The sequence below is a fragment of the Corallococcus silvisoli genome (genome assembly GCF_009909145.1).
GTDB classification, from domain to species: domain Bacteria; phylum Myxococcota; class Myxococcia; order Myxococcales; family Myxococcaceae; genus Corallococcus; species Corallococcus silvisoli.
Genome location: NZ_JAAAPJ010000014.1, coordinates 187,305 through 200,443 on the forward strand (window position 1 = coordinate 187,305; position 13,139 = coordinate 200,443).

A 13,139-nucleotide genomic window follows, 5' to 3' on the forward strand; every position below is an offset into this window, starting at 1 on the left:
GGGCAGCCGGGCGTCAGGCCTTCCGGCGGCGAGCGGCCAGGGCCGCGAACACGGCGATCAGCACCGCGGGCGCGCCGGTGGTGGCCGCGGAGCAGCCGCCCCCCTCGTCTTCGGTCGTGGGCTTGCCGTCGGTGCCGCCGGTGATGACGACATCCAGCGTGGAGTTGGCGTGCGCATCCAACGTGGCCGCGCTGTCGCCGTTCACGGAGTTGCCCGCGCCGTACAGCTTGAGCGTGCCGTTGGTGGCGGGCGCCACCAGCGAGAAGTCGAAGCGCGCCGAGCCGGAGTTGAACGCCTTGGGCAGCGAGTGGGTCAGCTCCCCGTTCATCAGCTTCGTGCCCGCGCCCGCGGTCAGCGTCGCCCCGTCCACGCCGCCCGTCGCCACGTTCATGCCCGCCTTCACGCCCGGGCCTCCGGTGATGATGAGCGAGTACTGGCCCGTCTGGCCCGCGGTCAGCGCCGTGGGCCCTTCCAGCGTCACGGTGGGGGTGCTCGTCCCGCCGCCGTGGCAACCGGACGCGGTGCACGACACGCTCTGCTTGCCGCTGCGCCCGTTGATGCCGGTGGAGTTGGCGAACGCGGAGCCCGCGACAAGGCACACCACGACCGCGCCCACGGACGGAAGAAAGGACCGCATGGAAGGAACCTCCTGGGGGAAATCAGGGAAGACGAGGAGACTCCCTTTTAGCGCAGCGCGGCGAGGAGTGCAGCAGGCGACACTCTCCTGTGACCTCGGGGAGGGGCACGGCGCGACTCACCGCCGGGTGAAGGCGGCGGGCGAGCGCCCCCACGGTCCGCCATCTGGTGGGCGGATCGTCCGCCCGCGCGAAGGCCGAGCATGGGCGACCCCCAGGGGACGGGGCCGGCCACGGTCCAGCGTTGATTTCCGGAACATCCCAGCGTAGGCAACGCCCCTCTTTCCATCTCCTAGCAAGGTGCCCAGTACATGGCCGATAAGCTCACGCCCCGCGAGAAGGGCTTTTCCGAGTGGTACGTCGACCTGGTCCAGAAGGCGAAGCTCGCTGACTACTCGGACGTGAAGGGCTGCATGGTCATCCGTCCCAACGGCTACGCGCTGTGGGAGAACATCCAGCGGGTGATGGACAAGAAGTTCAAGGAGACGGGCGTGAAGAACGCCTACTTCCCGCTGCTCATCCCGGAGAGCTACCTCAAGAAGGAAGCCGAGCACGTGGAGGGCTTCAACCCGCAGCTGGCGGTCGTCACGCACGCGGGCGGCCAGAAGCTGGAGGAGCCGCTGGTCATCCGGCCCACGTCGGAGACCATCATCAACCGCAGCTTCTCCAAGTGGATCCAGAGCTACCGGGACCTGCCGCTGCTGGTGAACCAGTGGGCCAACGTGATGCGCTGGGAGATGCGCACGCGCCTGTTCCTGCGCACCACGGAGTTCCTCTGGCAGGAGGGCCACACCTGCCACGAGACGGAGGCGGACGCGGAGGAGCGCACGCTCCAGATGCTGGAGGTCTACCGCTCGTTCGCGGAGGACTACATGGCCATGCCCGTGTTGCCGGGGCGCAAGACGGAGTCGGAGAAGTTCGCCGGCGCGCTGCGCACGTACAGCATCGAGGCGATGATGCAGGACAAGAAGGCGCTCCAGGCGGGCACCAGCCACAACCTGGGCCAGAACTTCGCCAAGGCCTTCGACACCACGTTCCAGGGCCGCGACGGCCGCGTGCACCACGTGTGGCAGACGTCGTGGGGCACGTCCACGCGGCTCATCGGCGGGCTCATCCTCACGCACTCGGATGACTCCGGCCTCATCGTGCCGCCGAGGATGGCGGCCACGCACGTGGTCATCATCCCCATCGTGGGCAAGGCGACCGACGCGGAGAAGACCGCGGTGATGGAGCGCACGCACGCGCTGGCCGCGGACCTGCGCAAGGCGGACCTGGGCGTGGTGGTGGACGACGACGAGTCCAAGGGCCCGGGCTTCAAGTACAACGAGCACGAGCTCATCGGCACCTGCCTGCGCATCGAGCTGGGGCCCAAGGACCTGGCGAAGAACTCCTGCGTGATGGTGCGCCGCGACCTGCGCCAGAAGGAGTTCGTGTCGCTGGAGGAGGCCGTCACCAAGGCCCAGGCGATGCTGGACCAGATGCAGAAGGACCTGTTCCAGAAGGCGAAGGCCTTCCGCGACTCGAACACCTTCGAGGTCAACTCCTACGAGGAGCTGAAGGCGCGCGCGGACGACGGCTTCCTGCTGGCGCACTGGGATGGCAGCGCCAAGACGGAGGCGCGCATCAAGGAGGAGACGGGCCTCACCACCCGGTGCCGTCCCTTCAGCCTCAAGCAGGAGCCGGGCAAGTGCGTGCTGACGGGTGAGCCGTCGCAGGGCCGCATCGTGTTCTCCAAGGCGTACTGAGCACGGCCGCGTCCACGGCACCGCGGGGCTGGGAGGCTTCCTCCCGGCCCCTTCGCGTTTCTCAGCCCGCGGAGCGCGGCGCGCGCCTGCGGGGCAGGAAGGTGGCCACGGGCTCCGGCTTGCCCGCGACGGGCAGCGGGGCGGCGGCCTCGAAGTCGAAGTCATCCAGGCAGCGCTCGCGCGTGGCGTTCGACACGAGCACCGGGGCGCCCACCTTCTTGGTGAGCCCTTCGATGCGGCTGGCCAGGTTCACCGCGTCGCCGATGACGGTGTACTCGCGGCGCTGGTCGCTGCCCACGGCCCCCACCACCACGCGGCCGGTGTGCACGCCCACGCCGATGGCGAGCGTGGGCTCGCCCCGGGCGGCGCGCTCCTGGTTGAGGGCGTCCAGCGCCTCCAGCATGGCCAGCGCGCACGACACGGCGGCGGCCGGGTGCCCGGGCTGCTCCAGCGGCGCGCCGAAGTACGCGAGGATGCCGTCGCCGATGAACTTGTCGAGCGTCCCGCCGTGGCGGAACACCACCTCCACCATGCGCGTGAGGTATTCGTTGAGCAGCGCCACCACCTGGGGGCTCTCCAGCCGGTCCGACAGCGCGGTGAAGCCGCGGATGTCCGAGAACAGCAGCGTCACCTCGCGGTGTTCGCCGGCCTCGCCGTCGGTGCCGCGCTCGGAGATGCGCCGGGCGACCTCCGGGGAGAAGAAGCGGCCCAGCCGTTCGCGCTGCATCTCCTCGCGCACCACGTCCGTGACCAGCCCCAGCACCGTGCGGCTGATGAAGAAGGCCACCGACGACGCGAGCACCATCACCAGCACCATGCCGGGGAGGAACGCGGGCGCCGGCAGGCCCGCGCCCAGCGTCAGGAGCGCCACCGCGAGGATGCCCAGCGCCGTGGCCGCCGCGACGATGAACCGCGACAGCGTCACCATGGACACGACCACCACCAGCACCATGTAGACGCCCATGGTGAGCAGCGCGGTGGGCACGCCGTTGACGGAGCCCTGGATGGACCACGCCTGGAGGAAATAGATGAGGGGCATGTCCAGCAGCGCCACGCCCAGCGCCGGCCGCCGGAGCAGGTCCGGCACCCGGCGAGCCCCCGCCCACAGCAGGACCGACAGCACGACGTAGCAGCCGAGCACCGCGCGCGACACGCGCCAGTCGTCCAGCACGCCCAGCAGCAGCCACGCCGCCGTCGCGCCGATGCGCATCACGTTGAGCCACGAGCCGACGTCCGCGCGCCATTCATCCAGGCGGCGCTGCAGGGTGGACTCGGCGCGGGGGAGCAGGGACCGCATGCGCCGCGGAGGCTACTCCAGGCGCGGGGACGCTCTCCAGGCGAGGCCCGCTGCGCTAGGGTCCGGCGCATGGCGAGCATCGGGCACGTAGCGGTGGGCATGGCACTGGGGCGCTTCGAGACGGGGACCGGCGTCCCGTGGCGGCGGCGGGTGGCGGTGATGGGGTTCCTGTCGCTGCTGGCGCTGCTGCCGGACGCGGACGTGGTGGCGTTCGCCTTGCGCATCCCCTACGCGGCGACGTGGGGGCACCGCGGCGCGTCGCACTCGTGGGTCTTCGCGGTGGGCGTGGCGCTCGTCGTGGCGGCGCTGGCGCGGTGGCGGGGCGCCTCCGCGACGAGGTGGGGGTGGCTGGCGTTGGCGGCGGTGGGCAGCCACGGCATCCTGGACACGCTCACCGACGGTGGGCTGGGCGCGGCGCTCTTCTGGCCGTTCTCCCATGCGCGCGTCTTCGCCCCGGTGCGGCCCCTGCCGGTGGCGCCCATTGGCGCGGGGATGCTGTCCGCGCGCGGGCTGTATGTGAGCGGCGTGGAGTTCCTCGCGTTCCTGCCCGCGTGGATCTACGCGCTGTGGCCCCGGCGGAAGGCCCCACCGGAAGGAGCCACAGCGCAGGGCCTGCATCCCGGCGCCTGAGCAGGCGGGCGCCGCGAGCCAATCGGCCCGACCGCGCCAGAGGCGATGTGTGAGGCCGCTGGCGCTGTCAGGTGGGCGCGGCTCGCGAGAGGTCCACCGCGCCAGAGGCGACGTGTGAGGTCGCCGGCGATGTCCGGCAGCGCGGCCCGCGAGGTCCACCGCGGCGGGGACGCGCTCAGCCAGCTCGCGGTGCTGGCACTGTCAGGCGGGCACGGCCCGCGAGGTCCGCTCGCGAACCCTCGGGCGGACGCGATGGAGGGCCGCCCGGTTGGAGCCGAGAGCCCTCGCGTCCTGTCCCTGGAGTCGACCTTGGAAGCATGGAGGAACACCCGATGCGCCTGTTCACCGCCGTGACGCTGGGAGACGCCCTTACCGCTGAAGCCGAGCGAGGCATCGAGCGCCTGCGCGCCCACGCCCCCGACGCCCGGTGGGTAAAGCCCGAGGGCGTGCACCTCACGCTGGTCTTCCTGGGGGACGTCTCGACCGACCGACTGCCCGCGCTGCGCGACGCGCTGACGCCCGTGGGGCCGCGCCACGCACCGTTCGTGCTGTCGGTGGGCGGGGGCGGGACGTTCGGCTCGCCGGAGCACCCGCGCGTGCTCTGGGCGGACGTGCGCGGGGACACCGCCGCGCTGAAGTCACTCCAGGCGGACGTGGCCCGCGTCCTGGAGCCCCTGGGCTTCGCGTCCGAGTACGCCGAGTACACCGCGCACCTGACCCTCGCCCGGGCGAAGCGGCCGCACGGGGACGCGGCGCTGGCGGCGTGCGCGCGGAAGCTGCGGGACGCCTCGTGGGGCGAGGGCCGCGTGGACCGGCTGGTGCTGTTCGAGAGCACGGGCGGCCACTACGCGCCCCGGCTGGAGGTCCCGCTGGGCCGCGACGCGTGACGCGCGCTACCCGGCGCGCAGCGAGCGCGGCTCCGACACGGGCACGGCGGCGGGCAGCGTGACGGTGAGCAGCGTGCCCCGGCCCTCGCGGCTCTCCGCGCGCAGCGTGCCGCCCAGGTCGGTGACGATGGTGTGGCTCACCGACAGGCCCAGGCCCGTGCTGTTGGGGCGCGCGGTGGCGAACGGCTCGAAGATGTGCGCCAGCACCTCCGGGGCCAGCCCCTTGCCGGAGTCCTGCACCTCCACCACCACCTCGCCATCCTCGCTGGTGTAGGCCGCGACGCGCAGCACGTTGCGCGAGGCGTCCTGCAGGTCCATCGCGTGCAAGGCATTGAGCAGCAGGTTGAGGAAGAGCTGGGTGAGGCGGGCCTCGTCCGCGTCCACCGTGGGCATGTCGTGGAAGTCCCGCTCCAGCCGCGCGCGGTGCTGGAGTTCTCCGCGCAGGAGCTTCAGCGCGTTCTCCAGCACCGGCTGCACGGCCACGCGCGCGCGGTGCTCGGGCGGCTTGCGCGACAGCGTGCGCAGGTCCTGCACGATGTGCTTGAGCCGGGTCGCGCCCTCCACCGTCTCGCCCAGCGCCTCCAGGATGCCGTCCAGGTCCGGGCGCGGCACGGGGGTGCCCTCCAGCAACGGCTGCGTCAGCCGGTCCAGCTCCTCGCGGACGTAGGAGAGGTTCGCCAGCACGAAGGCCAGCGGGTTGTTCATCTCATGGCCCACCGCCGCCGCGAGCGACCCCAGCGCGGACAGCCGGTCCGCCTGGAACAGCCGTGCCTCCATCTGCTTGCGCAGCGTCACGTCGCGCGCGAACACGCGCAGGCCCGGGGGATCCCACAGCTGCGCGACGGTGAGCTCCCAATAGCGCCCGTCCAGGTGCACCGTGGGCGCGGACTCCCCCGAGGACGCGCCCCGCCACGCCCAGGTGAGCGCCGAGTGCACCAGCGGATGTCGCGAGCCCTTCTCCACCAGGTCCTGGAACGCCGCATGGGTCGCCGGGTTCGCGTACCGCAGCTGCCCATCCATGCCCAATTCCAGCAGCGGCTCCGGGTGCAGCAGCGGGAACGACGCCAGCCGGTACAGCGGATCCTCCAGCGCGCGCAGCCCGCTGACGTCGCGCACCAGCAGGCCCAGGCGCACGACCGTGTCCCCAGGTGAAGGCGCGCAGGGCGTCACCTCCGCGGCGTACACGCGCTCATCGCCGTTCACGGTGAGCCGGTACTCCAGCCGTCCGTCGGAGCCACCCCGGAGGACGGCGCGGACCAGGGACATCAGGGGCTCGCTCGCGGCGGTGCCCAGCGTCTCCTCCAGCTTGCGCCCCTCCGCGCCGCGCACATCGCGGCCAAAGGCCCGGCCGGACGGCGACCACAGCTTGAGACAGCGCCCCTCCGCGTCCAGCTCGCCGGCCAGGTACTCGGCGCCCGACGAAGGACGCGGGCTGGACACGGGCGCGGCGGGACCGGGCGAGCGGACGAAGCCCTCCACCCGGAAGGGGCCCATGAGCATCTCCAGGCCCGCGCCGTCCGTGTTCATCCGGGTGAGGACGGAGGCCAGCGCCTCCGTGTCCTCCTCCGACAAGCGCCGGGTGAGGATGAGCCCGTCCGCCAGCGTGGAGATGGTGAAGAGGAAGGGCGTGAGCAGCGGCGCGTCCGCGCCCAGGTACGTCGTCAGCGTGGCGCGCATCGCGTGCGCGTCGGTGTGGTTGGAGAAGAGGGCGGCCACGTCGGACTCGCCCCGCAGCACCGCGTCCAGCGCCTTGCGGTAGGTGCCCAGGAAGCGCTGCTCGGAGAAGAGCGTGTCCGGGCGCAGGCCCAGCGACTCCAGGTGACGCATCGGCAGCAGGTGCCCGCCGGTGGAGCGCGGCGCCACCCAGGCCGCGCGCTTGCCCGCGAGCGTCTCCAGCGTCAGCGGCGCGTCCGCGCGGCAGATCAGCGCGGAGTGGTAGTGCCAGCTCCCCGAACGCACCGCGCGCAGCACCGCGCGCGCCTGCGGCTCGAAGGCATTGCACTGCTCGGCGGTGCCCCACGCCATCTCCACCCGGCCGGCCGCGAGCTCCGCCTCCAGCATCTCGTAGGTGGGCGCCATGGACATCACCACCGGGCGGCCCATCCGCTCCGACAGCGCGCGAGCGAACAGCTCCACACGGACGTGCTCCCGCACCTCACCCAGGGACGGGTAGAGCAGGCAACGAATGGGCGCGGTCGATGCGGTCACGGCGAGGTCTCCTCCGGTTGCCCCCTCTCCCGAAAGCCCGGATGCCCGGCTCACGAGTGCGAACACCCTATCTGAATCGTTACCACATTGCCACATTATTCTTGAATCACTGCAATAGGCAGGTAGACCAGTTTTACCATGTTCTGACCCTGGGTCGTGAGGGACCGGGAGTGCTCCTGCGTGAATTCCTGTCCTCTGGCCGGGCGGCACCGGGGCTGCATTCAGGGAGGTGGACGGATGCAACCCCTGGAAAGGACTTGAGGATGCGCTGGAGCTGGAAGGGTGTGTGGGCAGGTGCCCTCGCGATGGCGGTGGTGGTGTGGCTGGGGGCCCACGGGGCGCAGGCGGCGCCGCGAGGGGCGCAGGGCGTGGCGACGATGCTGCGGACAGGGGACGTGGTGTTCCAGACGTCGGGATCACGCCAGTCGAAGGCCATCCAGGAAGCCACGCACAGCCCGCTGTCGCACGTGGGGCTGGTGGAGGTGACGCAGGAGGGGACGTTCGTGGTGGAGGCGGTCCAGCCGGTGAAGCGCACGCCCTTCAGGCAGTGGAAGGAGCGAGGCGTGAAGGGGCGGCTGTTGGTGTTGCGCCCGGAGGGGCTGGATGACGCGGCGAAGGCGCGGGCGGTGGCGGAGGCGAAGCGGCACCTGGGCAAGCCGTACGACGCGCTCTTCGGGTGGGGCGACGAGGCGATGTACTGCTCGGAGCTGGTGCGCAAGGCGTACGCGGCGGGCGCGGGGGTGGCGTACGGGACGATGGAGCGGCTGGGTGACCTGGATGTCACGGGCCTGAAGCGGGAGATCGCCGAGCGCTACCGCGGCCCGGTGCCAGTGGACCTGGAGCTGGTGACCCCCGCCAGCCTGGCGGCGGATGCCCGGCTGGCGGTGGTGTATTCGGACTTCCCGGAGGCGCGCTGAAGCCCAGCTGAAGCGTCCCACCCCTTGAGGTTTCAAGAGGGGTGGCAAGGACTCACACGCGGGGAGCGGGGCCGGTAGGATGGGCGGCATGAAACGCCTTCTTCTGCTGCTGCCACTGGTCGCTCTCGCGGGCTGTAAGGATCCCCAGGACGGGGTGAAGGTCGTCGTCTCGTACACGCAATTCGTTCCGGACTGCGTCCGGGTGACCGCGAGGAACGGAGACAGCGGCGAAACGCGCTCCACGGACGTGACGGTCCGTGGCACCAACACGCAGGACGAGGGGGAGGTGGTGGTGGCCGTCCTGGTGCCGGACGGATGGGGTCCTCTGCTCAAGGTGACAGCGGACGGGCTCGAGCGATCTCCTCAGGGAGAAGCCTGCACCGGGAAGCTGGTCAGCACCCACACGGAGGGCATCGTCATCCAGAAAGGGAGCGCGAGCAAAGGCACCGCGCAGCAACTCGCCCTGAGACTGACGGCGGTGGACGCGGACGGAGACGGCTACGTCGTGCGGAATCCGGACGGGTCCGGCGGCTCGGATTGCAATGACGATCCCGCTCGGGGCGGCAAGGACATCAATCCGAACGCCACCGAGAAGTGCAATGCGGTCGATAACAACTGCAACGGCGTGTCAGGGGCCGAGGAGCTGAGGATTGGCCAGTCCTGCTCGGGCGACAAGGGGTGTTCGGGCAAGAACGTCTGCAACGCGGACGCCACCATCAGCTGCGTGCTTCCGGATGCGTACCGCTACTGGAGAGACCAGGACAACGACGGCCATGGCGCGAAGGATGTCCCCTTCACCTACTTCTGCCCGGAGGCGGCCCCCCTCCCCACCGACGGAGGTTACGTCCTGGCCACCGCGACCAACCGCGATGACTGCGATGACACGCTGAACAACGTGTATCCCAACGCACCCGAAATCTGTGACGGCCGGGACAACAACTGCAATGGCGTCACGGACGAAGGCTTCCCCAACCTGGGGCAGCACTGCACGGATGAGAAGCAGTGCGCGGACAGCACCATCCAGTGCAACGCCTTCGGAAATGGAACGTATTGCATGTCTCCGGACGCGGGCACCTGGTATCCCGACGAGGACAACGACAGCCACGGCCGTGAGGACGCGGGCGTCGTCTCCTGCCCGCAGCCAGATGCTGGCTACATCCTGGACGCAGGGGACTGCGACGATGGCAATCCCTTCATCCACAGGGACGCGACCGAAATCTGTGACGGCCAGGACAACAACTGCACTGGGGGGACGGACGAGAACAATGTTTGTCCCGCGGGCTCTCCGACCTGGGCACCCCAGGTCGTAGGCACGGACACGGGCCGCACCTGGTATGGCATCTCCGTGTATGGGGACGGCGGCGTCTGGATCGTGGGCAGCAATGATGGGCGCGCAGTGAAGCGCCCCACGACAACGGGCTTCGATGTGCTTGCCAGCACCTGCACGGGCACTGGTAGCCCCTTCACATTCAATGGCGTCTGGTCTAACTCCGCTGGCAAGGCATTCATTGGCGGCTCAAAGAAGAGCCTTCTCATCCAGGAGCCCGAAAGCATCAGTTGTGGGCCCTTGGGTCTTCCGGAGCTGGGCACTGGGGCGGGCGGAAACATGACCACCACGGACTTGTTTGGTTTCGCCAGCACGTCAAACCCGAACGATGTCCAGCTCTTCGGTGTCACCCTCGATGGAGACGACGGCGCGACCTACAATTGGACGGGAGAGGTAGTCTCGGTGCCAGTCGTCAAACTGAACAACACCACGTTCCAGGGCATCCACGGGATCTCTCCCGCGGTGATGTTCGCCGTGGGCTCCTTCAAGAACCCCGCGAATGGCAATGCCAGGGCGCAGATCTTCCGCTACATGCCGCAGACCTCCACGTGGAGTGGCCCGGTCGAGCCGCCTGGAGTCAAGGGGCTCAATGCCGTCTGGGTCGTCAACCCGAAGCTCGCCTACGCGGTAGGCGACGTGGGTGCCTTCCTGAAGTGGGACGGCAATGCCTGGGCGACGGCGCCGAGCCCTTCACCCACTGAGCGGCTGACGGGAGTCATCGCCTTTGGATGGAACTCCGTCTACGTCGCATCGGAAGCCGGCAAGGTCTATCGCTACAACGACGGGCAATGGAACAGCACGCCTTCACCTGGGACCGCCCTATACGGAATCAGCGGCACCCGCCCGGATGACATCTGGGCCATTGGCAGCTTTGGCAACGTCTACCACTATCCCGCCTGGCCCCAATAGCTGAACCCCGGGGCCGGACTTCCTCCACGGAAGTCCGGCCCGCATCACCGCCTCAGCGCTTCACGCGCAGGACCTGAAACCCCTTCCCGCCCGCGCCGAAGCCCTTCAGGTTCTCCGCCCGCACCACCAGCTCGCCGGAGGGCAGCACGCCCCACACATCCGCGCGTGCCAGGGATGTGCTCGAGGCCCGCTCGTAGCGCCGGGCCTCGGTCCAGGCCGTGCCGTTCGTGCTGGTGAAGAGCCGGGCGTACACATCCGACGCGGGCTGGACGTCACCGACATCCGCCCGCGCCGTCCCCAGCACCCAGCCGCCTCCCGGCAGCGCCTCCAGCGAGTACGCCGGCCCCGGCAGCGTCCAGAGCGCGTCCACCCTCCCGCTGGCGTACACGCGCAGCAGCTTCGGGTGCTCCGGCTCGTAGAGCGTGGACTGCCCCAGCAGCAGCTCCCCTCCCGACAACACCGCGCCCGCCACCGCGTTGGCCGCATAGCCGCCCATCACCTTCAACCAACTGCGCCCGCCGTCCGTGGAGCGCAACAGCGCCGACTGCTCGCCCGTGCTCCCGAACGTGGCCCACAGCGCGCCTCGCACGGCGTCCACGACCAGCGCCAGGCCATACCGGTGGCCCTGGAACGTGGCCCGCACCGCCCACGTCGCCCCGCCGTCGGTGCTCGCCCACAGCCGCAGGGGCGTGCTTCCAGACGTGACCGTCTGGTACTCCAGGAAGAACACCGTGCCGCCCAGCTGCGCGAAGCTCGCGGGGGACAGCGCCCGGTAATTCCCCAGCACGACCACGTCCGTCCACGTGCGCCCGCCATCCCTGGAGCGCTCCAGGTGGTAGCCGTCGCTGCGGCTCATCTGCGCCAGCAGCGTCCCGTCCTGGAGCACCGCCATCACCCAGAACGACGCCCCGCGCATCCCCTGCCCGCGCACGCTGAACGTGCGCCCGCCGTCCGTGCTCGCCCACAGCGTGGAGCGGTTGCCGGACAGCGCCAGCCCGTACACCGTGCCCGCGGCGTCCACCGCCAGCACCTCGTGCGTCGTGTTCGTGAACGTCGGCTCCAGCACCACCGGCCCTGGCCCCCCGCCATCCGCGGGCGGCGTCCCCGCATCCACCCCGCCGCCATCCGGAGTCCCCGAGCCGCCATCCGGCACGCCGCCACCATCCGGCACGCCGCCACCATCCGGAGTCCCCGAGCCGCCATCCGGCACGCCGCCACCATCCGGAGTCCCCCCATCCTGGCCAGTGCCACCCCCACCCGGCAGCAGCGGCAGGGCCACGCGCATCACGGTGCCGCTGGAGCTGGCATCCAGCGCGTCGCCGTAGAAGCACGGCACCTCCGTGACACTGGCTGGCAGCACGTCCAGCGCGTTCAGGTAGCCCTTGAAGGTCGGGCGTGAATCCAGCGTCACCGGGTCACTGAAGGTCCCGTTGCGCAGCACCCGCACCCGGATTTCGTAATCCTTCTCGGACTTCATGTGATTGTAGAAGACATACAGCGCATCCCCGATGCGGGTGATGGCGGGCTGCAGGGCCCAGTCCGGCGTCCCCTCCACCAAGGTGCGCGAGCCGAAGGATGTCCCGTCGAAGCGGCGGTAATACAGCCGCTCCGCCTCGTCCTTGTAGACCAGGTGGATGCCGCCCTTCCCGTCCTCCACCGCGCTCAGCGCCGCGCCATGGTAGATGCCGTCGGAGAACGCGTCCCGCGTGGGCCCCCAGAGGTCCAGCGGATCCGCCGCGTCGCGCACGCGCAGGCGCGTGGGCTCGTAGCCGTCGTGCATGGCCCAGAAGAAGACGAGCTTCGTCCCCACGCTGAGCAGCCGCCCTCCCCCCCTCTTGCGCACCCGCCCCAGGTCCGGCTGTCGCTGGAAGGTCGCGCCCTCGTCGGTGGACACCGCCACCACCGCCGTGGAGCCCCCGTCCGACTCCAGACGAAACGCCTGGACCCACAGCCGCCCGCGCGAGTCTCGCGCCAGCAGTGCCCGCGAATACGCCGTGGTGGCGTCCGCGTCGAACACCCGCACCGCCGGCCGCGGCGTCCAGGTGTTCGCGTCCTCGTCGTAGCGCCACCACTGGAACCAGACGTCGTGACGCGCCGACGCCTCCAGCGTGGGGCCCTCGTACGCGTAGACGAGCGCCACGTCCCGCCCCACCGCGACCAGCTCCGCCCGGTCCCGGTGCGTCGCGTCCGGCTGGATGGCCGCGAGCTTCACGAAGCTGCGGAACCCATCCTCGGAGCGGAACAGGTTCAACCCCTGCCCCCCCGACCCCTGCTGCTGGATGGCCAGGAGCCACGAGGGCGCATGTCCATTGCCTGTCTCAACCCGCACCGCATGCCGATGCGCCGGCAACGTCAGGGCGTTGCCACCGCCCACCGGCACCATGGGCACTCCCCCCGCCGCCACCACCGTGGCCAGCAGGGCACCAACCCAAGACATCATCTGATTCCGCCCCCCTGTCGTCTCGCCTCCCGAAAGGTAGGGACGCGAGTGCGGTGGGCAATCCGGTGGGCGGGCTCCGGTGGGGGTGGACCCGAAGGCCCGACACTCCCCGCGCGGACAGGTGAACACACCCACGACGCGCGA

9 protein-coding genes are annotated in these 13,139 nt (G+C 70.4%); 5 read left to right on the forward strand and 4 right to left on the reverse strand.

Annotation, left to right across the window (positions count from 1 at the left end; genetic code table 11):
• Positions 1–13 precede the first annotated feature (13 nt).
• Positions 14–637, reverse strand: a complete 624-nt coding sequence (locus GTY96_RS26865) for an MXAN_6652 family MXYO-CTERM-anchored protein (RefSeq protein WP_161666224.1) — start codon at positions 635–637, stop codon at positions 14–16.
• Positions 638–946: 309 nt separating this feature from the next.
• Between GTY96_RS26865 and proS the strand changes: the two genes are divergently transcribed.
• Positions 947–2,380 (forward strand): proline--tRNA ligase, encoded by a 1,434-nt coding sequence (gene proS, locus GTY96_RS26870; RefSeq protein ID WP_143902742.1) that lies wholly within the window; start codon positions 947–949, stop codon positions 2,378–2,380.
• A gap of 61 nt (positions 2,381–2,441) precedes the next feature.
• Here the strand turns inward: proS and GTY96_RS26875 are convergent, their stop codons facing one another.
• Complete coding sequence (locus GTY96_RS26875; RefSeq protein WP_161666225.1) at positions 2,442–3,677, reverse strand: adenylate/guanylate cyclase domain-containing protein; 1,236 nt, start codon at positions 3,675–3,677, stop codon at positions 2,442–2,444.
• A gap of 69 nt (positions 3,678–3,746) precedes the next feature.
• On the opposite strand from GTY96_RS26875, the gene GTY96_RS26880 reads away from it, so the two are divergent.
• The gene (locus tag GTY96_RS26880; protein ID WP_161666226.1) at positions 3,747–4,307 is read left to right on the forward strand and encodes a metal-dependent hydrolase; all 561 of its coding nucleotides are present in this window, start codon (positions 3,747–3,749) and stop codon (positions 4,305–4,307) included.
• A 332-nt stretch (positions 4,308–4,639) separates the two neighbouring features.
• Positions 4,640–5,194 carry an RNA 2',3'-cyclic phosphodiesterase gene (gene thpR, locus GTY96_RS26885; RefSeq protein ID WP_143902748.1) on the forward strand — a complete coding sequence of 185 codons (555 nt, stop codon included), beginning with the start codon at positions 4,640–4,642 and terminating at the stop codon, positions 5,192–5,194.
• A 6-nt stretch (positions 5,195–5,200) separates the two neighbouring features.
• Here the strand turns inward: thpR and GTY96_RS26890 are convergent, their stop codons facing one another.
• The gene (locus tag GTY96_RS26890) at positions 5,201–7,402 is read right to left on the reverse strand and encodes a PhnD/SsuA/transferrin family substrate-binding protein (protein WP_143902750.1); all 2,202 of its coding nucleotides are present in this window, start codon (positions 7,400–7,402) and stop codon (positions 5,201–5,203) included.
• A gap of 263 nt (positions 7,403–7,665) precedes the next feature.
• On the opposite strand from GTY96_RS26890, the gene GTY96_RS26895 reads away from it, so the two are divergent.
• Together GTY96_RS26895 and GTY96_RS26900 are read left to right on the forward strand one after the other, a co-directional pair.
• Positions 7,666–8,319: a YiiX/YebB-like N1pC/P60 family cysteine hydrolase gene (locus GTY96_RS26895; RefSeq protein ID WP_161666227.1), complete on the forward strand. Its 654-nt coding sequence runs from the start codon at positions 7,666–7,668 to the stop codon at positions 8,317–8,319.
• An 88-nt stretch (positions 8,320–8,407) separates the two neighbouring features.
• Positions 8,408–10,555, forward strand: coding sequence for a putative metal-binding motif-containing protein (locus tag GTY96_RS26900; RefSeq protein WP_161666228.1), 2,148 nt, complete (start codon positions 8,408–8,410; stop codon positions 10,553–10,555).
• A gap of 52 nt (positions 10,556–10,607) precedes the next feature.
• Here GTY96_RS26900 and GTY96_RS26905 read toward each other — a convergent pair whose 3' ends face one another.
• On the reverse strand, positions 10,608–12,995 hold the full coding sequence (locus tag GTY96_RS26905; RefSeq protein WP_161666229.1) for a WD40/YVTN/BNR-like repeat-containing protein: 2,388 nt from the start codon (positions 12,993–12,995) through the stop codon (positions 10,608–10,610).
• Positions 12,996–13,139: the final 144 nt, after the last annotated feature.

Bases quoted from the DNA above. Each gene is read 5' to 3' on its own strand.
- GTY96_RS26905 (WP_161666229.1), bottom strand. From the start codon at position 12,995: ATGATGTCTTGGGTTGGTGCCCTGCTGGCCACGGTGGTGGCGGCGGGG.
- GTY96_RS26880 (WP_161666226.1), top strand. From the start codon at position 3,747: ATGGCGAGCATCGGGCACGTAGCGGTGGGCATGGCACTGGGGCGCTTC.
- GTY96_RS26875 (WP_161666225.1), bottom strand. From the start codon at position 3,677: ATGCGGTCCCTGCTCCCCCGCGCCGAGTCCACCCTGCAGCGCCGCCTG.
- proS (WP_143902742.1), top strand. From the start codon at position 947: ATGGCCGATAAGCTCACGCCCCGCGAGAAGGGCTTTTCCGAGTGGTAC.
- GTY96_RS26900 (WP_161666228.1), top strand. From the start codon at position 8,408: ATGAAACGCCTTCTTCTGCTGCTGCCACTGGTCGCTCTCGCGGGCTGT.
- GTY96_RS26895 (WP_161666227.1), top strand. From the start codon at position 7,666: ATGCGCTGGAGCTGGAAGGGTGTGTGGGCAGGTGCCCTCGCGATGGCG.
- thpR (WP_143902748.1), top strand. From the start codon at position 4,640: ATGCGCCTGTTCACCGCCGTGACGCTGGGAGACGCCCTTACCGCTGAA.
- GTY96_RS26865 (WP_161666224.1), bottom strand. From the start codon at position 637: ATGCGGTCCTTTCTTCCGTCCGTGGGCGCGGTCGTGGTGTGCCTTGTC.